At 70.1% G+C, this 20,499-nt stretch carries 21 protein-coding genes; 9 read left to right on the top strand and 12 right to left on the bottom strand.

Annotated features, from left to right (window positions below; translation table 11 throughout):
* Positions 1-31: 31 nt before the first annotated feature.
* On the top strand, positions 32-310 hold the full coding sequence (locus Tharo_RS14495) for an antitoxin of toxin-antitoxin stability system (RefSeq protein ID WP_107221805.1): 279 nt from the start codon (positions 32-34) through the stop codon (positions 308-310).
* The gene (locus Tharo_RS14490) at positions 307-567 is read left to right on the top strand and encodes a type II toxin-antitoxin system RelE/ParE family toxin (protein WP_107221804.1); all 261 of its coding nucleotides are present in this window, start codon (positions 307-309) and stop codon (positions 565-567) included. The genes Tharo_RS14495 and Tharo_RS14490 overlap by 4 nt, the downstream gene beginning before the upstream one ends.
* Here the strand turns inward: Tharo_RS14490 and Tharo_RS14485 are convergent.
* The gene (locus tag Tharo_RS14485) at positions 456-1,223 is read right to left on the bottom strand and encodes a slipin family protein (protein ID WP_107221803.1); all 768 of its coding nucleotides are present in this window, start codon (positions 1,221-1,223) and stop codon (positions 456-458) included. The genes Tharo_RS14490 and Tharo_RS14485 overlap by 112 nt on opposite strands.
* The gene (locus tag Tharo_RS14480) at positions 1,220-2,878 is read right to left on the bottom strand and encodes an NfeD family protein (protein WP_107221802.1); all 1,659 of its coding nucleotides are present in this window, start codon (positions 2,876-2,878) and stop codon (positions 1,220-1,222) included. The genes Tharo_RS14485 and Tharo_RS14480 overlap by 4 nt, the downstream gene beginning before the upstream one ends.
* Before the next feature lie 385 nt (positions 2,879-3,263).
* Between Tharo_RS14480 and Tharo_RS14475 the strand changes: the two genes are divergently transcribed.
* The 5 genes from Tharo_RS14475 (at position 3,264) to Tharo_RS14455 (ending at position 6,893) form a co-directional block, all read left to right on the top strand.
* Entirely contained in the window at positions 3,264-3,605 is a 342-nt protein-coding gene (locus Tharo_RS14475) for a heavy-metal-associated domain-containing protein (protein WP_107222450.1), read from the top strand.
* 145 nt (positions 3,606-3,750) lie between these two features.
* The gene (locus tag Tharo_RS14470) at positions 3,751-4,089 is read left to right on the top strand and encodes a hypothetical protein (protein ID WP_107221801.1); all 339 of its coding nucleotides are present in this window, start codon (positions 3,751-3,753) and stop codon (positions 4,087-4,089) included.
* Between the two features lie 29 nt (positions 4,090-4,118).
* Complete coding sequence (locus Tharo_RS14465; RefSeq protein ID WP_107222449.1) at positions 4,119-4,418, top strand: hypothetical protein; 300 nt, start codon at positions 4,119-4,121, stop codon at positions 4,416-4,418.
* Entirely contained in the window at positions 4,411-4,752 is a 342-nt protein-coding gene (locus Tharo_RS14460) for a hypothetical protein (protein WP_107221800.1), read from the top strand. Before Tharo_RS14465 ends, Tharo_RS14460 begins: the two co-directional genes overlap by 8 nt.
* On the top strand, positions 4,749-6,893 hold the full coding sequence (locus Tharo_RS14455) for a heavy metal translocating P-type ATPase (protein WP_107221799.1): 2,145 nt from the start codon (positions 4,749-4,751) through the stop codon (positions 6,891-6,893). The genes Tharo_RS14460 and Tharo_RS14455 overlap by 4 nt, the downstream gene beginning before the upstream one ends.
* A 98-nt stretch (positions 6,894-6,991) precedes the next feature.
* On the opposite strand, the gene Tharo_RS14450 is transcribed toward Tharo_RS14455, so the two are convergent.
* Entirely contained in the window at positions 6,992-7,285 is a 294-nt protein-coding gene (locus tag Tharo_RS14450; RefSeq protein WP_107221798.1) for a type II toxin-antitoxin system RelE/ParE family toxin, read from the bottom strand.
* Positions 7,273-7,545, bottom strand: a complete 273-nt coding sequence (locus Tharo_RS14445) for a CopG family ribbon-helix-helix protein (protein WP_107221797.1) — start codon at positions 7,543-7,545, stop codon at positions 7,273-7,275. The genes Tharo_RS14450 and Tharo_RS14445 overlap by 13 nt, the downstream gene beginning before the upstream one ends.
* Before the next feature lie 437 nt (positions 7,546-7,982).
* On the opposite strand from Tharo_RS14445, the gene Tharo_RS14440 reads away from it, so the two are divergent.
* Complete coding sequence (locus Tharo_RS14440) at positions 7,983-10,097, top strand: TonB-dependent siderophore receptor (protein ID WP_211309621.1); 2,115 nt, start codon at positions 7,983-7,985, stop codon at positions 10,095-10,097.
* A gap of 84 nt (positions 10,098-10,181) precedes the next feature.
* Here Tharo_RS14440 and Tharo_RS14435 read toward each other — a convergent pair whose 3' ends face one another.
* From Tharo_RS14435 to Tharo_RS14405, 7 genes are all read right to left on the bottom strand, one after another.
* Positions 10,182-10,610: an HMA2 domain-containing protein gene (locus tag Tharo_RS14435; RefSeq protein WP_107221796.1), complete on the bottom strand. Its 429-nt coding sequence runs from the start codon at positions 10,608-10,610 to the stop codon at positions 10,182-10,184.
* Positions 10,611-10,699: 89 nt separating this feature from the next.
* On the bottom strand, positions 10,700-11,023 hold the full coding sequence (locus tag Tharo_RS17605) for a DUF3325 family protein (RefSeq protein ID WP_159051711.1): 324 nt from the start codon (positions 11,021-11,023) through the stop codon (positions 10,700-10,702).
* Between the two features lie 79 nt (positions 11,024-11,102).
* Positions 11,103-12,662 carry a PepSY-associated TM helix domain-containing protein gene (locus tag Tharo_RS14425; protein WP_211309620.1) on the bottom strand — a complete coding sequence of 520 codons (1,560 nt, stop codon included), beginning with the start codon at positions 12,660-12,662 and terminating at the stop codon, positions 11,103-11,105.
* 3 nt (positions 12,663-12,665) lie between these two features.
* Positions 12,666-12,986, bottom strand: coding sequence for a hypothetical protein (locus Tharo_RS14420; protein ID WP_107221794.1), 321 nt, complete (start codon positions 12,984-12,986; stop codon positions 12,666-12,668).
* Positions 12,987-13,295: 309 nt separating this feature from the next.
* Entirely contained in the window at positions 13,296-15,701 is a 2,406-nt protein-coding gene (locus Tharo_RS14415; protein ID WP_211309619.1) for a TonB-dependent siderophore receptor, read from the bottom strand.
* A 119-nt stretch (positions 15,702-15,820) separates the two neighbouring features.
* Positions 15,821-16,762, bottom strand: coding sequence for a FecR family protein (locus Tharo_RS14410; protein WP_245880916.1), 942 nt, complete (start codon positions 16,760-16,762; stop codon positions 15,821-15,823).
* Positions 16,763-16,814: 52 nt separating this feature from the next.
* A complete protein-coding gene (locus Tharo_RS14405; protein WP_245880915.1) occupies positions 16,815-17,321 on the bottom strand; it encodes a sigma-70 family RNA polymerase sigma factor in 507 nt (168 codons plus the stop codon).
* 423 nt (positions 17,322-17,744) lie between these two features.
* Between Tharo_RS14405 and Tharo_RS14400 the strand changes: the two genes are divergently transcribed.
* Positions 17,745-18,119, top strand: a complete 375-nt coding sequence (locus Tharo_RS14400; protein WP_107221791.1) for a DUF6746 family protein — start codon at positions 17,745-17,747, stop codon at positions 18,117-18,119.
* A 137-nt stretch (positions 18,120-18,256) separates the two neighbouring features.
* On the opposite strand, the gene Tharo_RS14395 is transcribed toward Tharo_RS14400, so the two are convergent.
* Entirely contained in the window at positions 18,257-20,374 is a 2,118-nt protein-coding gene (locus Tharo_RS14395; protein WP_107221790.1) for a TonB-dependent receptor family protein, read from the bottom strand.
* Positions 20,375-20,499: the final 125 nt, after the last annotated feature.

Genomic DNA, 20,499 nt, shown 5'->3' with positions numbered 1-20,499 from the left:
TGTGTATCGACAAAGTAAAGTGAGGTCAGCCGTGCCCAAAGAAGCCGTGTTCACTCTGAAGCTGGAGCCGGAACTGCGTGCTGCGTTCATCGCGGAAGCGGAAGCCGCACATCGCCCGGCCTCTCAGGTCGTGCGTGAGCTGATGCGAGAGTTCATCGAGCGCCAGCGCGAGGCGCGCGAGTACGCGTCTTTCCTGCAGCGGAAAGTCGATGTGGCGCGGACTTCGATGCGCGCCGGGCGAGGGTGCACGAATGACGAAGTGGAGGCGGAATTCGCTGCTCGGCGTGAGAGTGCCGAGGGCGGTCTGTGAAAGTCCGGTGGTCGCCGGAAGCTTTTCAGGACCGGGCTGATATCTGGGCTTACCTCACCGAGCGAAATCCGGTCGCGGCGGTGCGCATGGATGTGCTGTTCAGCAAGGCGGCCGACAGGCTGTCCTCGCATCCGGCGCCGGGGGGTTATCGTTCGGCGGCAGGCTGCTTCGCCAGCTGTCCGAGCAGATCCACTGGCACCGGGAACACCAGGGTCGAGCTCTTGTCGCCGGCGACCTGGGTGAGTGTCTGGAGGTAGCGCAGCTGCATCGCCGCCGGTTCGCGGGCGAGCATTTCGGCGGCTTCGAGCAGGGCCTGGGCGGCCTGCTTCTCGCCTTCGGCGTGGATCACCTTGGCGCGGCGCTCGCGCTCGGCTTCGGCCTGGCGGGCGATGGCGCGGACCATGGTCTCGTTGAGGTCGATGTGCTTGATCTCGACGTTGGCGACCTTGATCCCCCAGGCGTCGGTCTGGGCGTCGAGGATCTGCTGCACGTCGAGGTTGAGCTTTTCGCGCTCGGACAGCATCTCGTCCAGTTCGTGCTTGCCGAGCACCGCGCGCAGCGTGGTCTGGGCGAGCTGGCTGGTGGCGACGAGGAAGTTTTCCACCTGGATGATCGCCTTTTGCGGGTCGACGACGCGGAAGAACACGATCGCATTGACCTTGACCGAGACGTTGTCGCGCGAGATCACGTCCTGCGCGGGCACGTCCATGGTCACCACGCGCAGGTCCACCTTGACGATCTGCTGGATGCCGGGAATCACGATCACCAGGCCGGGGCCTTTCACTTTCCAGAAGCGCCCGAGCAGGAAAATGACGCCGCGCTCGTATTCGCGCAGGATCTTGAGCGAGGCCGCGACGAGGAAGATCAGCAGCAGGATCAGCGGGGCGAGGCCGAACTGGAAGTCGAAGATCATGGTGTGCTCCCGGGCGTTGAAGTTGGCGCCGGGCCGGGCGTCGGGGCAGGCGCCGGGGGTGGCGCTGAAGCCGGGGCAGGAGAGGCGCCGGCGGGCGAGACTTCGAGAACGAGGCCGTCGATCCGCTCGACCCGCACCGTGTCGCCGGCGGCGAGCGCCACGGCAGCGCGTGCGCGCCAGTTCTCGCCGTGGACGGCGACCCACCAGCAGCCGGCGTCGGCGGGGCCGAGCACGGTGGCGGGGGCGCCGAGCATCTGCTCGCGGCCGCTCACCACCGGACGCTTGAAGCTGCGCGCGGCGAGGCTGCCGATGGCGAGCAGGATCGCCGCGCTGGCGAGGGCGAGGCCGATGACGAGGGCGGGGGGAATGCCGAAGCCGGGCACCTCGCTGTCGATCAGGAACAGGCCGCCGACGACGAAGGCGATGATGCCGCCGACGCCGAGCACGCCGAAGCTGGGGAGGAAGGCCTCGGCCAGCATCAGCGCGGCGCCGATCGCCAGCAGCAGCACCCCGGCCCAGTTCACCGGCAGCAGCTGGAAGGCGTAGAGCGCGATCAGCAGCGAGATCGCGCCGGCCACGCCGGGTACGCCGAAGCCGGGCGAGGTGAATTCGAAGAACAGTCCGTAGATCCCGATCATCATCAGGATCAGCGCCACCTGGGGGTTGGCGAGCACGGCGAGGACGCGGTTGCGCCAGTCGGGGTCGATGCGTTCGATGGCGAGCCCGGCGGTGGCGAGCGTGCGCTCGCCGTCGAGCACGCTCACCGTGCGGCCGTCGAGCTTTTGCAACAGATCGGCGACGTCGACCGCGATGAGGTCGATCACGCCGCGGGCGAGCGCTTCTTCGGCCGACAGGCTGGCCGCTTCGCGCACCGCACGCTCGGCGAAGTCGACGTCGCGCCCGCGCAGCTGGGCGAGACTGCGCAGATAGGCGGCAGCGTCGGACACCGACTTGGCGCTCATCGCGTCGGCGGCAGGCGCGGCATCGCGGGCGGGGCGGCGCGCGCGGGCGCCGGCCGCCTCCTCCTGCCCGGCGGGCGCGGCCTGCGGGCGGGGCTCGGGGGCGGAGGCCGGCGGGAAGGGGGCCGGCGGGGTGGGGGCACGCCCGGCGTCGCCGGGCGCTTCGGGCGCTCCGGCGTCACCGGGGGCGGCTTCGGGGGTGGCTTCATCCGCCTCCTGCCGCGGCGCGGTCCGGCCCGGCTGGGCGCCGCCGATGCCGATCGCCACCGGAGTGGCGGCGCCGAGGTTGGTCGCCGGGGCCATCGCCGCGATGTGGCTGGCGTAAAGGAGGTAGGTGCCGGCGCTGGCGGCGCGGGCGCCTTCGGGGGCGACGAACACCGCCACCGGCAGCGGCGCGGCGAGGATGTCCCGGATGATCGCGCGCATCGAAGTGTCGAGCCCACCCGGCGTGTCGAGCTCGATCACCAGCAGCGGCGCAGCGCCGGCGGCGGCGCGGGCGAGGCCCTTGTGGAGGTAATCGGCACTCGCCGGTCCGATCGCGCCGTCCACCCGCAGCACCGGCACCGCCCCGGTGTCCGCACCGGCGCTGCCGCCGGCAAGCGGCGACATTGCCGATGGCAGCAGGGTCGTCAACAGCAGGGCGAGCAACGCGGTTGCGGCACACGCCTTGCGCAAGCGGGAAGGACGGAGCGGCATCGCGGCTCTCCGCAGCGTGCCGCGTGGCTGCGGCACTCGTTGCTGGGAGTGTAGGATGGCGGGCAGCGTTCCGCGAGGACGGGTTCCGCCCGCCGGGCAGGCGGTGCCGCACCGCCCTTGATCTGGGTCACAACCCCGGCCCCGTGGCCTAAGATAGGATTCGGCAGCGCCGCCGCCACAGTGGCCCCGAACGGGGATGAGGCGCGCAGCAGTTGTCGGAAACGAGTTGTTTGAAACGATGTCGCGGCTACGCGTAGCCAGCCTTGCCCGGATTGCAACTGCCAGCCAGGTACCGCGCGCTCGAAGGAAACCTCTGCCGAAGGGCCGGGTGCGCACTGCATCCGGCTCCGCCGTGGGGGCTTCCGGGTGCTTCGGAGTCCTGTTCATGCCTGCATTCGAAACCTTGCGCGACGGCCTCGGCCGCGTGCGCATCGCACACCACATCCCGGGGCGCATCCGCCTGCGCGTCGACGACCCCGAACTCATCGCCGATGTCCCGGGGCGGGCGCAGCTGGCGCGCGTCCAGGGCCTGCTCGAACGGATGCCGGGAGTGGTGTCGTTGCGGGTGAACCTGATGGCGCGCTCCTGTACCCTCGAGTACGACCACGAAGTCATTCCGTTCGCGGCCTGGGGCGACCTGATCGCCGGCCGCCGAACCGCGGCCGCGGCGCGCTTCGAAACGCTGCTGCGCGCGGTGTATGACGAATTCGCCGGGTCCCGGGCATGAGCGCGGTTCGTCCCGCGCCCCGGCTCCGGCCCCAACCCCGCCTGTGCCGGGCGGAACCCCGCGCTGCCGGCCGGCAGCGCGGGGCGCGGCGCGGGTGTTCGTCCGTTCACGCGCAGTGCCGGCCCTGCGTACGAGGAGAACCGAGATGTTTCCGCTGTTCCCGTTTGCCGCCGGCGTGCTTGCCGGCGCAGTCGCGCTGCGGCTGTTGAAGAACGAGCGTACCCGCTCGGGGCTGGAGAAGGCCCAGGACCGCCTGCGGGGTGCCACCGTGTCGAGCCTGGAAGCGATCGAGCACGCTTCCGCGCGCGCCCGCGAAAAGCTCGCCGCCGCTCCGGCGGAGGCCGCCGACAGGGCGGCACCGGGGAGTGCGGCCGCCGCCGCGGGCGAAGCGGCCGCGCCGGCTGCGCGCAAGCCGGCGCCCCGCCGGCGCAAGCCAAAGGCGGCGGTCCGCCCGGCGGCACCCGGCGAGGAGAGCCCGTCTTGAGCCGGGGGCGGGCGGTCCGCGCCGGACCGGTGCGCGAACGCAAGCGCGGGGACAGCGATTTCGTCCGCGGCTTCGTCGCCAGTGCCTGCCTGTCCGCGTTCCAGAACGCTCCGCGCGAACTGGCCGCGGGCCGCTTGCAGCGCGTGCTGCGCCACGGTCTGCAAGGCGGCGCGGCGTTGACCGCAGGGGCGCGGGCGGCGGCGCAGATCCGCCGCGGCGACTACGCCGGCGCGCTGGTCGCGGCGGCGGCCGGGGCGGCCGGGGTATTGCTGATCGAAAAACTGCTGGGCGACGCGGTAGGCCCAGCCACGGAGGATCGAAATGGCTAAGAAGCACAAGAAGAAGCACGCCCGCCGGGATTCCAGCGGCGCGTGGCACGGGCGTGCCGGTGATGCGGGCGGGCAGGCCGCGGGTGACTGGGAGCGCGGCCTGCTCGACGGCATGCCGGCCTTCCTGCGTGCGCGCAAGAGCGAGCAGTTCCTGCTCGGCGCGCTGCTCGGGGCGGCCGCCACCTGGGTGCTGACCGATGAGGAACTGCGCGCCAAGCTGATCAAGGCGGGGATGAAGCTGTATTCGAACCTGGCCGGCGGCTTCGAGGAAATGAAGGAGCAGATGGCCGATATCCGCGCCGAGATCGCCGCGGAGCAACCCGAGGACGCATGATGGCGCGCTGGTTCGCCAGCCTCGCAGTGGTGCACCAGGTGCGCGGCCGGGTGCGTTTCCGCTATCGCTGCGATGCCGGCGTGCGCCTGCAGGCGCGCGCGCTGCAGCGGGCGGTGGAAGGCCTGCGCGGGGTGCGCGGAGCGCGCCTGAACCCGCGGGCGCGCTCGCTCGTCATCGAGTTCGCCGCCGCCGAAACCGGCGTCGAGCAGCTGGCTGCGGCGGTCAGCGCGCTGTCGCCCGCGGCCGTGCCCGCCGCCGTCGCGCCTGGCGCCGGAGGGGATGCCGCAGATGCCGCACGCCTGCGCGCGGTGGCGCTGAGTGCGGCGAACCTGCTCGCCGGACGCGCGCTCGGTGCCGGCCTGCAGGCGCCGATGGCGCTCGGGGTGGCGGTGCCGCTGCTCGGCGAGGCGGTCGACGACTTCCGCGAGCAAGGCGTCACTTCGCACGTGCTCGAGGCGCTCGCGGTGGCGATCTCGATCGGGCGGCGCGACTACCTCGCGGCGAATACGACGTCCTTCCTGCTCGCCCTCGGCGAGTATCTCGAGCACTCCATCCAGCGCCGCTCGGACGATCTGCTCAAGCACCTGCTGGAGCCGGCCAGCGGCGAAGTATGGGTCGAGCGCGACGGCGCCGAATGCCGCGTCGATGCCGGCGAACTGCGGATGGGCGACACCGTGATCGCGGCCACCGGGACGGTGGTTCCGGTCGATGGCACGGTGCTCGGCGGCGAGGCGATGATCAACGAGGCGACGATGACCGGCGAGAGCGTGCCGGTCGCCCGTCGCCGCGGCGACCGCGTGCTGTCGGGCACGGTGGTTGCCGAGGGGCGCTTGCGCATCTACGCCGAGCACGTCGGCGCGCAGGCCGCGGCGGCACGCATCGCCGATTTCGTCGAACGCTCGCTCGCGGCCAAGAGCCGCACCCAGCTCGAAGCCTCGCGCATGGCCGACCGCCTGGTGCCGATGGTGCTCGGGCTGGCGGTGGGCACCTGGGCGCTGAGCCGCGACTGGCGGCGGGTGGCGGCGGTGCTGCAGGCCGACTACTCGTGCGCGCTGAAGCTGTCCACGCCGGTGGCGTTCAAGGCCGCGATGTACCGCGCCGGCCGCGCCGGCATGCTGGTGAAGGGGGCGGATGCGCTCGAACGCCTGGCCGAAGCCGATACCTTCGTCTTCGACAAGACCGGCACGCTCACCAGCGGCCACTTGCAGGTCACCGACTCGGTGGCGTTCCGGCCGGATTTTTCTTCCGCCGACCTGATCAACCTCGCCGCTTCGGTCGAAGAGCATTATTTCCATCCGCTCGCGCTGGCGGTGGTCGAGGCCTCGCGGCGGCTCGACAAGCCGCAGCACTTCGACCACAAGGAAGTCGAATTCATCGTCGCCCACGGCGTGGCGAGCGTGATCGACGGCAAGCGCATCGTGGTCGGCTCGCGCCACTTCGTCGAGGACGACGAAGGCATCGACCTCGCTGCCCACGGGGCGCTGATCGAGCGCCTCCACGAAGAGGGCAAGACCCTGCTCTACATCGGCTTCGGCGGCGAGCCGCTGGGCGTGCTGGCGCTGCGTGACAGCCTGCGCGCCAACAGCGCCGACACCGTGCAGCGCCTGCGCCGGCTGGGGGTGAAGCGGGTGCTGATGCTCACCGGCGACCATCCGGCGCGCGCCGCGGCGATGGCCGGGGCGCTCGGCCTCGACGGCTTCCATGCCGGCCTGCTGCCGCACGACAAGGCCCGGCTGCTGCAGGAACTGGCCGACGACGGGGCCCAGGTCGCCTTCATCGGCGACGGCGTCAACGACGCTCCCGCGCTGAGCGGCGCCCATGTCGGGATCTCGATGCACCAGGGCGCGGACATCGCCCGCCTCGCTTCGGACATCGCCCTGCTCGAGGACGACATCGCCCGCGTCGCCGACGCCCGCGCCCTGGCGATGGCCACCGGGCGGCTGATCAAGAGCAATTTCCGCCTCACCGTCGGCCTCAACACCGCCATCCTGTCGGCCGCCGCGCTCGGCCTGCTGAGTCCGGTGTCGGCTTCGGTGCTGCACAACGGCAGCACGATCGCGATCCTGCTGCGGGCGCTGCTCGGCGCCGGGCTGCCGCGGGTGGGGCGCGGAAAAAACGGCGGCGTTTCCGGGCGGGTCTGACGCCGCGGCCGCTGCGGGGCGGTGCGGACCCCGGCCGATCCGGCGGCGGCAAAGGCAAGGGCGTGTGCCGGAAGCGGTCGAGGCACGGGTTCTTCTCGTCAGTAGCCCGCCTCTTTCTGGTGTCGGAAGGCCAGAACATACACCGCATCGTCGGTCGCCTCGTAGCGGTACAGGGCTACATAGCCGGAGTCCCCGAAGGCAATCACCAGCTCACGCAGCCCGGGCATTTCAGGGAACGGCCGGCCAATGTCGGGAGCCGTTTGCAGCAGCAGGAATTGCCGCTCAATGGCCTGGCCGGCCCGCCTGGCGGCTTCCGGGGCCTTGGCGGCAAGGAGCCGCCGGCATCGTTCCAAGCTTTCCGCTGCGCCTTCAGTGACGATTACTTGTGGCACTCGGGCGCCGGCCTTTCGTCATCGGTGCCCCAGGTGTTCAACCAAGTGCGCACTTCCTGTCCGCTCAGGTGCCGGCCGGTTTCCTGATAGGCCGCCCAGGATGCCAAAGCTTCCTGCTTGAAGCTCTCGCGGGCTTCCTCGCGCTCGACGTACTGCTGGATGGCTTCGAGCATGATCCTGTGGGGCGAGCGGCGACGCTGGCTGGCGAGGTGCTGGACGCGGCTTTTCAGCTTGTCGTCGATCTTGAGGGACGTTGCCATAGTGGGTCTCATATCACTTGGTAATACTAAGTAATAATGTAGTCCTTTCTTTCCCCACGAGTCCATTCCCCCGATTGCGCTGAAATTGTCTTACAGCGACTGCACCGGTTGATTGGGAGCAAGGCATGGTGTGTGGAAGGCTCCTGACAGCCGGATCAGCAGCCGGCTTGGTGTAGCCGACTCCTGACCTACCGTGCATTCGCCTTCTGGAAACGACATTGGTCGGCGTGAGGCGATAGTCCTGATTAGTAATGCGAATCATTATTGTTTTGATACAATAACCCGAAGGTTGCGAGGGCTCCGTCCCGATGCCGCTCCGCCGCACCGGCGGTGCGCGGCGTTTACCCAACGGCTGGAAAACCGTCCAGGCAAAGCACCAGACGCCTCGTGAAGCTGCGTCCCGCGGTTTCGAGTCCTTTTCCTTTTCCAGCCAATCCATGAACATGTTTCCGAGCAGCCCTTCCATCCCGACCCGTAAACCCTCGTCCCTGACCCTGGCACTGTCGGCCGCCGGCCTGATCGGCGCCGCCTCGGCGGCCAGCGGCGCCGAACAACAGCTCGACGAAGTCCGGGTCCATGCCGAGCGCGGCGGCAGCTTCACCGGCAATGCGATCCAGGTCGGCACCTTCCGCGATCTCGATCCCCTCGACGTGCCCCTGACCAACAACCTGGTGACGCGCGAAGTGCTCGACGCGCAGGGCGCCCGCACCCTGCACGGGGCGCTACGCAACACCGCGGGTGTCGCCCACGCCCAGATCGGCAACGCCACCTACGACAACATCTCGATCCGCGGCCTGCTCGTCGATAACCAGCGCAACTACCGCCTGAACGGCTCACTGCCGATCGTCAACCTGATCGACACCCCGCTCGAGAACAAGGAGCGGGTCGAAGTGCTAAAGGGCGCGGCCTCGCTCTACTACGGCCTGGTGCCGCCGTCGGGGATCGTCAACCTGGTGACCAAGCGCCCGGCGGACAAGCCGGTGACGACGCTCAACACGTCCGTCAATGAGCATGGCGCCGCCGACGCCCACCTCGATTTCAGCCGCCGCTACGGTGAGGGCGGCGACAAGGGCATCCGCCTCAACGTCGCTGCCGGCCGCCAGGAAGTGGGACTGGAAAACTACGATGGCGAGCGCAGCCTGTTCGCCCTTGCCCACGACTGGCGGATCAATAGCGCGGTCAATTTCCGCGTCGACATCGAGCACTACCGCAAGGACGTCAGCGAGCCCGCCACCATCCTGTACAAGGCGGGGATGCGGCTGCCCGATCCGGTGGACAACCGCCTGAACCATGCCGGCGAATGGCAGCGCTACGACGCCAAAGCGACCAACGTGCTGGCGCGCACCGACATCACCCTGTCCGATGCGTGGATGCTGACCCTGGAGGCCGGCCAGGCCGAAACCGAGCGCGACCGCAACTTCTCCACGTTCAGCTTCGCCGACCCGTCCACCGGCGACGGCACGCTGAACATTTCCTATGTCCGCGACCAGGCGTTCAAGAACCGCAATGCGCGCAGCGAACTGGTGGGCACCCTGACGACCGGCCCGGTGACGCACGAGCTGACCTTCGGCGCCACCACCAACACCCGCACTTCGCGCGGCGAAAGCGCCCCCCAGGTCACGGGTATCGCGCAGAACTACTTCGACCCGCGCAATATCGAGCGGATCTCCGCCGGCACCTGGAAGGCGCTGACGCCCGCCCGCATCACCGACCGCGGTGTGTACGCCTTCGACCGGATGAGCTTCGGCGAACACTGGCAGGTGCTCGCCGGCGTGCGCTGGGGGCGCTACCGCAGCGAGGCCGGTACGGCCAAGCCCTACGAGGTGTCGAGCGATTCCCCGAACCTGTCGGTGATCTACAAGCTCAATCCGAACCTGAGTTTCTATGGCAGCTACCTGGAGGCGCTGGAGGAGACCGGGGTCGCCGGGGTGCAGTACGCCAATGCCGGCGAAGTGCTCGAACCGGCGGTCAACAAGCAGAAGGAAGTCGGCGTCAAGGCCCGGCTCGGCTCGGGAATGATGCTGCAGGCCGCGTATTTCGACATCGAGCGTCCGCAGACCACGAAAGATGCCGCCAACCGCTTCGTGATCGGCGGCCGCAGCGATTACCGGGGCATCGAGCTGTCGGCCGGTGGCGACATCGGCCGCGACTGGTCGGTGCTGGCCTCGGCCCTGTTCATGGACGCCGAGATCGTCCGCGTCGGGCCGGCGAACGCTGCCCAGCTCGGCAATACGCCGCAGAACACGGCGAAGCGGACGTTCAGCTTGTTCACCGAATACCGGGTGCCGGGCGTGCCGGGCTGGTCGCTCAACGGCGGCCTCTACCACGTTGGCGAGCGCGCGGTGAACAACCTCGAGCAGGCCCACGTGCCGTCCTACACGACGGTCTCGCTGGGCACGCGCTACGCGACCCGGTGGGGCGCTACGCCGGTCAAGCTGCAGGCCAACCTGGACAACGCCACCGACCGCGACTACTGGCTGGGGACCGGCGACAACTACCTCGCCGCCGGCCTGCCGCGCACCCTGCGCGTGGCGGCCAGCTTCGAGTTCTGATCGGGCTGGAGGCCGGCGGTGCCGGCCGCGCGCGGGTGCGCTGCGGGTCCGGCGCCCGGCCCGTGGCTCCCTGTGCGCCGGCGCTCAGTGCAGCAGGCGCCGTCGATGCACCGTCAGGTGCACCAGCAACCCGGCGACGAACAGGGCACCGGTCGCCGCGTGCCAGCGCTTGTTGCCGGTGGCGGCGAGGGCGAGCGAGGCTGCGAGGCTGCCGAGCATGCCGGCCTTGGCATAGCGGTTGATCCGCATCTGGGCCGAGCGCGGCCCGCTGGCGTAGTGGCGCGCGACTTCCGCATCGGTCAGCGCTTCGACTTCGGCTTCGAGTTCGTCGACTTCGACCGCGCTGGCGTCGTAGAGCAGCACCACGCTTCCGGCCTTGGGATTGGGCGTGACCGAGTGCACCGCGTCGAGGCGCCCGAGCGCCGCGGCCAGCGCGGCCAGGCGTTCGGTGTTGCGCAGCGGCTTGCCGCGGATGCGGATGCGGCCGGGGAGGGCGGAAACGATGTGGGTCATGGCGGCGGTCGCTCGAAATGCGCTGTGGAGGATTGTACGCCCGGGGCTGGCGGCCTGCCCGCCGGTCCGGTCTGCCCATCGCCGGGCTCTTACGGGGTGCGGCGCCGGCCGATGGCGGCGAGGCCGCCGAGCATGCGCGGCTGCCAGCTCAGCGTGAAGGCGACGGCGAATGCGCCGGCGCTCAGCAGCAGCACCGCAAGCAGGGCGCCGAACGCGGGGCCGTCGCGGAGCACGGCGAGGGGGGCGGTGAGCAGGAGCAGGGCGCTGCCGATCGTACGCGGCGGGCCGGGGCGGAATGCGCGGCCGTCCGCCGGCCCGCAGGCGGCGTGGCGGTGGGGCGGTTGCGTCAGTGCCAGCAGGGCCCAGCCGAGATAGCTGGCGGCGAAGGCGGCGGCGAGCAGGATCGTGCTCACTGGACGCCCCTCCCGTTGCGGCGCGATGTCCGCCCCGGGGGCGGTGGGCGCTGTCCTGCGGGCGACCGTGCGGGTGTGCTCATGCCGCCTCTTCGCCGCGGGCGGCGGGGGCGGTGTGCCGCTGTGCCCTCCGTCCCAGGCAGCGTGCTGCCCACGAGGCGGCGAGGGCGGTGGCGAGGAGCAGGGCATCGACGCCGGCGACGGCGTACGCGCCGGTGGCGGGCGCCTGCCAGGGGAGGGCGCCGGTGCCGAGCCAGTTGAGGGTGAGGGCGCCGAGCGCGAGCGCGGCGATCGCGGCGCATTGCTCGCGCCAGGCGCGCCTTCCCCGCCAGTGTGCGTGCGCCAGCATGAGCGCCCAGGCGGCGAAGAAAGCCTGCATTTCCAGCGCGGCGCGTCCGTCGATGGCGGCTGGCAGCAGGCGGTTGGCGAGCAGGAAGGCGAGCGTGGCGGCGACCAGGCCGGTGGTCGAGGCGGTGCCCAGCGCCTCGACGAGGCGGAAGCCGGCGCCCTCTGCCGCGCCCGGGCGCCGGCGCCGGGCTTCGAGCCAGAACAGCAGGCCGGAGGCGATCATCACGCAGCCGCCCAGGCCGCCGATGAAGTACAGCCAGCGCAGGGTCCAGTGCTCGAACTGGATGAAGTGCAAGCCGGTGAGGAAGCGCTGCACCCCGACCGCGCCCGCCGCCCGGTGCTGGTGAAGCACCTCGCCGCTGGCGGCGTCGAAGTAGAGGATGTCGAGGTTCATCGTGACCTCGTCGGTGAATGCACGCCGGACTTCGACGTAGGAGGCAGCGTCGCCGGCATGCCGGACCCGGATGAAGTAGGGGCGCCCGCCGTCCCAGGCCGCCTGCGCACGCGCCAGCATCGCATCGACCGAAGCCAGCGTGCCCGCCTGCCCCGCCGGCGGGCGCGACCACTTGCCCATCGCTTCGCGCTCGAACGCCTGCCGGGCCTGGGCGCCGGCGTGCGCGTAGGCGGCCTGGTAGGCGGTGGGGAAATAGATCGTGAACAGGATCGCCAGCCCCGACAGCGCCATCGTGAAGTGGAACGGCAGCGCCAGCACGCCGCTGAGGTTGTGGAGATCGAGGGCCGTGCGCGGCAGGGCGCGGGCAGGGCGGAAGACGAAGAACTCGGCGAGCAGGCGGCGATGGATGATCACCCCCGAAACCAGCAGCGCCAGCACCGCCATCCCGGCGAGGCCGACGATCCAGTAGCCGAGATCGAACGCGCGCAGGTGGAGGCGGAAGTGGAGGGGGAAGAAGAAGCCGCTCGCGCCTTCGCTGGCGGCGCCTTCGAGGACCGCGCCGGTGCGTGGGTCGAGGTGCCGGCGCTGCGCCCGGCCGGCGTCATCGACGTGGCGCAGGGTATGGACCGGGGTGCGCGCCGAGGGCAGGACCACGCTCCAGGTCGTGCCGTGCACTGCCAGGCGCTGCGCCACCGGTAGCACGGTCTGGTCGAACGAGGGCAGCGGTGCGGCCGCCACGGACGGCGGCAGCCGTGTTTCCGGCATCATCCAGCGGTCGATCTCGCGGTCGAACACCGACAGCGTGCCCATCCAGAAAATCAGCAACATGAGGCTGCCCAGCACCACGCCGGCCCAGGTGTGGAGGGCGCTCATCGACCGGCGCGCGTGCGGGCTCATCGATCAGCTCCCGCCCACCTGCGGCACCGCCAGCCACGCCGCGAGCAGGGCGCAGACGGCCGTGGTGGTGCCGAGGACGATGCCGACGCGGGCGAGCCGCGGTGCGGTGAAACTCCACAGCAGCACGCCGAGGTAGAGCGGAAAGCCGCCCAGCGCCGCAGCCACCGCCGCCTGTCCACGGGGGATGCCGGCAAGCGCCAGCAGCGCTGCCAGCACGGCCACCGCGGCGGCGGAGCAGGCGTAGCCGCCGCCGACCGCGGTGAGCACGCGCACGGCGATCGCGCCGTGCCGCCGCGCCGCCACCGTCGTGCGAAGGGAGGGCATCGGCGTCACGTGCTCAGAAATCCATCGGGTAGCCGACGGTCAGCGTGCGCCCGCGTCCCGCGCCAGGCCGGGCGAGACCCGCCAGCAGCGCGGCGGCGAGGGGGGCGACAGGACGTGCATCTGCGGGGACAAGGCATCGATCGCTCTCCATAAGCGCATTGTTTCGGCTCAACGGCTGGCTGAGCGCACGGCGCTCCTGGCTGGCGGGGGGCTTGCATGCGGGCCCGGGGCGAGGAGTCCGCATGCAAGCGGCCGATTCTATATGATACGAATTCTCATTCGCAAATGTAGTCGAGCCCCGTCCGGGCGTCAGAAGCGCAGGCGTGCGGTCAGCTGGATGCTGCGTGGTGCGCCGGGGGCGTTGAGGTTGTTGCTTGCGCCGTGGCCGGAGACGAAATACTCCTTGTCGGCCAGGTTCTTCAGGTTCAGGGCGAGCTCGTAGCCCTTGGTCTCGTAGCGCAGCATCGCGTCGGCGGTGACGTAGGAGGGCAGCGTCACCAGGTTGTCGGGGGCCGCGTAACGGTCGCCGACGTATCGCAGGCCGCCGCCGAGGTGGAAGCCGCCGCCCAGTTCGTGCACCAGCCACAGGTTGGCGCTGTTGAGCGGCGTCAGCGCGGCGCGCGTGCCTTCCAGGTCGACGCCGTTCTGGACCGCCACCGAGCGCGTGACACGCGTGTCGAGGTGGGCGTAGCCGGCCGACAGCTGCCAGCGCGGCGCGATCTCGCCGGCGACGGTGAGTTCGAGACCGCGCGTGCGCTGGGTGCCGACCGCGACCAAGGTGCGGCTGACCGGGTCGGTGGCCTTGATTCCGCGGCGCTCGAGTTCGAACAGCGCGGCGGTCGCCGACAGCCGGCCATCGAAGAAGTCGAGCTTGGTGCCGACTTCGAGGTTGGTCGTCTCCTCGGGGGCCATGTCGGCCTGGGCGGCGGAGAAGGCCAGGGTCTCGCCCGAGGGCTGGAAGGAGCGGCTCCACGACAGGTACCACGACTGCCAGTCGCTGGGCTGGAAGACGAGGCCGGCGCGCGGGCTCCATTCGCGGTCGGTGCGTTCGCGGTCGGACTGGCCGGCGAGGCGGTCGTCGACTTCCTGGCGGAAGCTGTCGTGGCGCAGGCCGACGAGCATTTTCCAGCGCGGCGACAGGGTCACCAGATCCTGGATGTAGGCGCTGACGACTTCCATCGAAGTCAGGTTGTCGTTGGCGAGCACCGGCCGTCCGAAGGCGGAAAGCGGCGGCTGCACCGGATCGAAGACGTTTACCGTGGGCCGCACGTTCCAGTTCCACGACTGGAAGTCCTTCTCCTGGCGGCCGAGCTCGAGGCCGTACAGGAGCTGGTGGCGCATGCCGGCGGCGGCGAGCTCCTGGGTGAGCTCGAGCTGGTTGAACCAGCCCTGGTCATCGCGATCGGTGGCGCCGTGGAACAGGCTCGCGGTCTGTGCCGCCTCGTTGACGGTGGCGGCGAAAGTGTTCTGGCGGTCCAGCCGATAGGAGTAGGTGCCGAAATGGTTGCGCAGCGCCAGGCGGTCGTCGATGCGGTGCTCGAGGGTGAGGCGTCCGGCATCGACGCGGGCCTCGGAGTAGTCGTCGTGGCGGGCGTTGGCGGTGCCGTAGTAGGTGTCGTCCGAAACCTTCACCGGGTGCCCGCGGAAGGCCGGAATGCCCATGTCGGTGATGCGCTTGTCGCGCAGCGTTTCGGCCTGGATGAGGAGGCGGGTGTCGGCCGAAAGCTGCAGCGCGAGCGAGGGGGCGAAGGCTTCGCGCTCGAGGAAGCCTTCGTCGCGGAAGCTGTCGGCGCGCTCGACGGCCCCGGTGAGGCGGAAGTCGGCGGATTCGCCGAGGGCGCCGCCGAGGTCGAAGCTGCTGCGGCGCTGGTCCCAGCTGCCGAGCACCAGGCTCAGTTCGCGCACCGGGTCGGAGCCCGGCTTCTTGGTGATGCGGTTGACGATGCCGCCCGAGGAGCCGCGGCCGTAGAGGACGGCCGCCGGCCCCTTGACCACCTCGATGCGGTCGACGTTGGAGAGGTCGCGGTAGTAGAGGCCGTCGTCGCGCAGGCCATCGACGTACTGGTCGCCGATGGCGTCGAAGCCGCGGATATAGACCTGGTCGCGCTGGCCGTCGCCGATGTGGAAGGAGACCCCCGGCACGTTCTGCAGGGTGTCCTGCAGGGACTGCGCGGCCTGGTCGGCGATGAGCGTCGGCGTGACGACGTTGACCGTCTGCGGGATGTCGCGCAGCGGGGCGTCGATGCGGGTGGCGCTGGTCGCTGCTGCGGCCTGGTAGGCGGCGGTGGCCGTGGTGGCGAGGACACGCACTTCGGGGAGCTGATGGGGCGCCGACGCCGCGCTGCGGGGGGCGCGGATCAGCGCCGCGCCGCCTTCGATCGAGAGGCCCAGGCCGCTGCCGGCGAGCGCGCGGCGCAGCGCGGTCTCGGCGCTCATGCGCCCGTTCACCGCGGGAGCGAGTTTGTTGGCGACGAGGCTGCCATCGACGACGACGGTCAGGCCGGCTTCGCGTGCGATGCGGTTCAGCGTCGCCCCGAGGGGGCCGGCGGGGACGGCGTAGTCGCGTTCGGCGGTGGTGGCCTGCGCCACGGGGGCGGTGCTGGCCGCGGCGAGGGAGAGGGGGCTGGTGCCGAGGACGATGGCGGCGAGAATCGGGCGCAGCAGCGGGCGGGTGGTGGGGCGGGTGGTGGGGCGGGTGGGAGAGGTTCGATGCATGGGCAACTCCTGGCGGATGAAAGGTTTCTGCCTGGTGTGCCGAACGAGAACTGAAAAGTGACAGGGGGGAGGACGAAAAAAGCGCAAAAAATACCGTCCCCCCCCCGGTGCGCGCGAGTTCAGGTGGCGGGGGCGAGGGTGAGCCACCACGGGCCGCGGCGGAGCAGTCTCAGGCCGAGGCCGTCGGCGAGCGCCTGCAGTGCGCGTCCGCTGTCGTCGAGGGAAAAGGTGCCGGTGACGCGCAGGCCGGCGAGCGCGGCATCGACTCCGGTGTGGCCCGGGCGGTAGCGGCCGAGCTCGGCCACGACTTCAGCGAGCGGTGCGTTCTCGACCACCAGCATGCCGTCGCGCCAGGCGTCGGCCTCGGCCGGCGCGGCGGCGGCGGGGCCGACGCCGTCGGCGTGCACCAGGGCGCGCTCGCCGGTGCCGATCCGCCGTTCGTCGCTCCGGCGTGCCGGCTGGGCGGCGACGGCCGAGTGCACGACCGTGAGCAGGGTGCCGGTGTCGAGCTTGCGGACCACGAAGCGGGTGCCGAGCGCGCGCAGCGCGCCGTCGGCGGTGAGGACGACGAAGGGGCGGGTTTCGGCCGCGGCGTGGGCGGTCTCGACGAGGATCTCGCCGGTGGCCAGGTGCAGCGCGCGGCGTTCGCTGTCGAAGGCGAGGTCGACGGCGCTGCGCGTGTTCAGGTAGAGCTGGCTGCCATCGGGGAGCGCGAACTGGCGGCGCTCGCCGGTGGCGGTGCCGTAGTCGGCCAGGCGGGCCGCCAGCGGCATCCGCTGTTCGAGCGCGGCCAGGCCGACGCCGGCGAGCAATGCGCCGGCGAGTACGGCCGCGGCCGTGCGGCGGTGCCGGTTGCGCGGAGCCCGCAGCAGTGCGGCACGCAGTGGAGCGGCCTGCAGCGGGCGCAGGCCGGCGTCGAGGGCGCACAGCTGGCGCCACGCGCGGCGGTGTTCGGGATCGGCCTCGAGCCAGCGGCTGAAGGCGGCATGCGCTGCCGGTTCCGCTCCCGCGTCGAGCTCGAGCTGCCAGGCGATGGCGGCGTCGAGTACGTGCGCTGACACCGGCACATCGTCGCCGGCGCGCGCGGTGGCGCCCGGGCGCCACCGCTCTTCCTCAGCCGGCATAGTGCAGCGCATAGCAGTGGCGGGCGGCCGTGGCCAGGTACTGGCGCACGCGCGACACCGAAACGCCGAGCAGGGCGGCGATCTCGGCATGGGCGAGGCCGTCGAGGCGGCTGTACAGGTAGGCGGCGCGCGCCTTGGGGGCGAGGCCGTCGAGGACGCGGTCGATGGCGTGCAAGGTGTCGACGGCGATGGCGAGGTCCTCTGTCGAGGGCTGCACCGCTGCGGGCCGCGCGGCCAGCTCGGCGAGGTAGGCGCGCTCGAGGTCGCGCCGGCGCAGGTGGTCCACAAGCAGACCGTGGGCGAGGGTGGCGAGGTAGGCGCGCGGCTCGCGGGGGCGGTCGTGCTCTGCCCGCAGCAGCACGCGGACGAAGGTGTCGTGGGCGAGGTCGCCGGCGTCGTGCGGGCAGCCGAGCCGGCGCCGCAGCCAGCTCAGCAGCCAGCCGCGATGGGCGTGGTAGAGCTCGGCGACGCTGAAGCTGGGGGACGCACTGCTCACGGGAGCCTCCGGAGGATGGACGGGGCGGGCCCCGCGATCGGGCTGGCTGACCGGAGGGCGCGCGGACGGTGTGCGGTCCGAGGCTCGGTGTGGCTGGCTTATGTTGAGAACGGTTCTTATTCTCTCATTGTGTGCCAGCGTCGTCAATTGACGCCGGCCACTGACGCCGGCCACTGGCGCACCCCTTCCTGCCGGCATCGGCCCCTGCATCGAGCTGCACGCAGCGCGTCTGCGTGAAGCGCTTCGAGCAGGGCCGCTGCGGCGAGCCGGCGGTGAGTTGGAGATGAGCGGCCGGGCGTCACCTTGACAGGGCGTGAGAATGAAATAGAGTTGCGAATTGTTTGCGATAACGGTTCGCGCTGCGGGTCCGCACCGCAGTGCCCGGATGCGCGTGCCACCTCCCCGTTCCGAAAAGGAAGAGAAATGAAAAAACGGATTGTCGTCGGCCTGGTCGCAGTGTTCGGCCTCGTCTCCACGCAGCCGCTCTGGGCGGCCGAAGACGGCGGCCACTTCAAGGGCAAGCCGGCGGAAACCCTGACGCAGGCCGTGGCCAATTTTTCCGAGTACAACCACAAGCTGCAGGCCATTCTCGATGGCGAAGTCAGCGATTCCGACCTGGCCGAGGTGCACATCCTCACCTATACGCTGGAAAACGCGCTGAAGAAGATCAACGAGGACATGGGCGCCCTCGCCGACACGCTCGAAGCGGTGCATAAGGCATCCGAAAAGCTCGACCGCGAGGCGGTGATCGAGCACGGGCGCGAGTACCTGGCGGTGTCCCGCCAGATCGTCAAGTAAGCCGAAGCGGTAACGGGGCGCGCCCGGCGGGCGCATCCGACATGAAACAAGCGCCTTTCGGCGCTTTTTTCATGCTCGCCCGGTGGCGGGCTTGCGGGCCCGGCGCACGGAGCGTGTGCTCCGTGCGCCGCGGAGGCTCAGAAGCTGTACTTGGCCCCGACCTCGTAGCTGCGCTCCGGGCCGACGTAGATGCCCTGGCGCAGGCTGGCGATATAGTGCTTGTCGGCGAGGTTCTTCACTGCGCCGAACACGCTCAGCTGCTTGTTGATGGTGTAGCTCGCGGTCAGGTCCGCGGTGGTGTAGGCGTCCATCTTGCCGGTGAAGAAGCCGGAAGTGTTTTCCTTGAGCTCCCGCGAGTTGGCGGCGTCGGTGTATTGCTCATCGACGTAGTTGATGCTCAAGGCCGTCTTCAGCGGCCCGGACTTGTAGCCCAGGATCAGGTTGGCGACCCATTCCGGGGTGTAGGTGACGCGGTTGCCGTCGGGGATGTCGAGGGTGCCGTCGGCCTTGTAGCGGTTGCCGACGAACTCGGCGTCGGGGATGTAGGTGGCGTTGGCGTCGATGCTGAAGCCGCGGCCGAGGTCGTAGCCGATCGCCGCTTCCAGGCCCTGGTGCAGGGTTTCGCCGCCGTTGGTGGTCTGGAACAGTGAATTGCTGTTGGCGGGAATGATCTGGTTGTCGAAGTCCATGCGGAAGGCGGTGACTTCGTAGCGCAGCCGGTGGTTGCTGCCGCGCACGCCGATCTCGAAGTTGACCGAGCGCTCGGCGTCGAGCTCCTGGTCCGACAGCCCGTTCAGGGCATCGCCGTTGAGGGCCGGCGAGAACGCTTTGTAGACGCCGCCGTAGATCTGCGCCATCGGCGCGAGCTGGAAGGTGGCGCCGATGCCGGGCATGACTTCGGTATTGGAGGTGTCGGCCTGGTTGCCCTCGGTCGCGGTCTTGCGCCGATCCTTGCGGGTCTGTTCGTAGTTCTCGATGCGCACCCCCGGAGTGACTGCCAGGCGGTCGTTGATGATGAAGCGGTTCTGCGCGAACAAGGCGTAGCTCTTGGCGGCATCGACCACGTCCTTGGCGAGCGTGCCGGTGCGCGGCGTGGCGCGCGTGGCCTGGATGGTCTGGTCGACCATCTCCTCGTCCATGAAGCGGATCCCGAGCTCGGTCTCGTTGCGCATGCCGAAGCTGTTGTGGGCGATGTTGAGCCGGCTATCGATGCCGAAGCGATCGAAAGAGCGGTTGTTGCCATTGAGGCTGTCGCTGTAGTTCCACTGCTTCAGGCCGTTGACGACTTTGGTCGGCGCATCCTTGACCGTGCCGAAGCGCCAGTAGTCGCGGTACATCTCGCTCCAGTACACCAGGGTGCTCAGTGTGGTGTCGGCGTTGATGGTCCATTCATGGTTGATGTCGAACGAGCGGCGCTCGGTGAGGAACCAGTCGTCGGGTGCGGGGTTGAAGCCGGCTTCGGCGCGGTAGGCGTCGAGGAAGATGCCGCGATAGGAAATATTCGCGTCGTTCTCGTAGTTGGTGAACTTGACCCCGATCCACTGATCGTCGCCGAGCGCCATGCCGCCCTTGACCATCAGGTCCTGCATCTCGAAATCCTTGTCTTGGAAGCCGTCGCTGCGCGCGCCGGTAAACACCAGGCCGCCGACGGCCTCGCCGGAAGGCGATTGGCCGCCTGCTTCGAGCGTCGCTTCGCGGTAGCCGTGCGAGCCGATGCGCCCGGACACCGACACCCCCGGTTCGGGGGTCTTGGTCCTGTAGTTGATCACGCCGCCGATGGTGCTCGGGCCGTAGCGCAGCGAGGCCGCGCCCTTGAGCACTTCGATGCTCTCCATGCGCTGGATGCGCGGGTTGTAGTAGCGGCCATTGCCGACGAACAGGCCCGGCGCGACCGGCACGCCGTCTTCGAGGATCAGCGTCTTGTAGTCGGCGGCGCTCAGGCCGCGCATGCCGATGTTGCCGACGATGGCGCTCTCTTCCTCGGGCTTGATGACGATGCCGGGCACGCTTTTCAGTGCGGCCTCGGTCGACAGGGGCTGGGACTGCTCGAGGTCTTCCGTGGTGACGATGCTGACCGCCCCGGGGATCTTCCTGACCGCCTCGGCATCACTGCCGACGACGTCGATGCGGGGCAGCTGGACCTCGGCCGCGGTGGCGATCGCGGACAGCTGGAAGGTCGCGGCGAGAGCGAGGGCGAGGCGCGTCAGGCGCAGCGGGGAATCGAGCGTGCTGGCTCGTGAAGTCTTGCAATTCATCAATCGGTCCTTGCGGCATGAATCTGGCTGGCTTGCCGCAAGGACGCGACTGGCTGGCTGGTGGAGAGGAAGTGGGCGCCGGGCGCCCGGTTACGAGAACGACTTTCTCGGAGTGATTATACAAC

It is taken from the genome of Thauera aromatica K172, assembly GCF_003030465.1.
Taxonomy (GTDB): Bacteria; Pseudomonadota; Gammaproteobacteria; order Burkholderiales; family Rhodocyclaceae; genus Thauera; species Thauera aromatica.
Note: the sequence above shows the minus strand (reverse complement) of the source record. Positions and strands in the feature narration are given on the sequence as shown.

Coding starts and splice junctions, on each gene's coding strand:
- Tharo_RS14480 (WP_107221802.1), bottom strand. CDS start 2,878: ATGCCGCTCCGTCCTTCCCGCTTGCGCAAGGCGTGTGCCGCAACCGCG.
- Tharo_RS14415 (WP_211309619.1), bottom strand. CDS start 15,701: ATGCATCGAACCTCTCCCACCCGCCCCACCACCCGCCCCACCACCCGC.
- Tharo_RS14475 (WP_107222450.1), top strand. CDS start 3,264: ATGCCTGCATTCGAAACCTTGCGCGACGGCCTCGGCCGCGTGCGCATC.
- Tharo_RS14435 (WP_107221796.1), bottom strand. CDS start 10,610: ATGACCCACATCGTTTCCGCCCTCCCCGGCCGCATCCGCATCCGCGGC.
- Tharo_RS14400 (WP_107221791.1), top strand. CDS start 17,745: ATGAAAAAACGGATTGTCGTCGGCCTGGTCGCAGTGTTCGGCCTCGTC.
- Tharo_RS14470 (WP_107221801.1), top strand. CDS start 3,751: ATGTTTCCGCTGTTCCCGTTTGCCGCCGGCGTGCTTGCCGGCGCAGTC.
- Tharo_RS14420 (WP_107221794.1), bottom strand. CDS start 12,986: ATGCCCTCCCTTCGCACGACGGTGGCGGCGCGGCGGCACGGCGCGATC.
- Tharo_RS14455 (WP_107221799.1), top strand. CDS start 4,749: ATGATGGCGCGCTGGTTCGCCAGCCTCGCAGTGGTGCACCAGGTGCGC.
- Tharo_RS14445 (WP_107221797.1), bottom strand. CDS start 7,545: ATGGCAACGTCCCTCAAGATCGACGACAAGCTGAAAAGCCGCGTCCAG.
- Tharo_RS14485 (WP_107221803.1), bottom strand. CDS start 1,223: ATGATCTTCGACTTCCAGTTCGGCCTCGCCCCGCTGATCCTGCTGCTG.
- Tharo_RS14425 (WP_211309620.1), bottom strand. CDS start 12,662: ATGAGCCCGCACGCGCGCCGGTCGATGAGCGCCCTCCACACCTGGGCC.
- Tharo_RS14395 (WP_107221790.1), bottom strand. CDS start 20,374: ATGAATTGCAAGACTTCACGAGCCAGCACGCTCGATTCCCCGCTGCGC.
- Tharo_RS14440 (WP_211309621.1), top strand. CDS start 7,983: ATGAACATGTTTCCGAGCAGCCCTTCCATCCCGACCCGTAAACCCTCG.
- Tharo_RS14460 (WP_107221800.1), top strand. CDS start 4,411: ATGGCTAAGAAGCACAAGAAGAAGCACGCCCGCCGGGATTCCAGCGGC.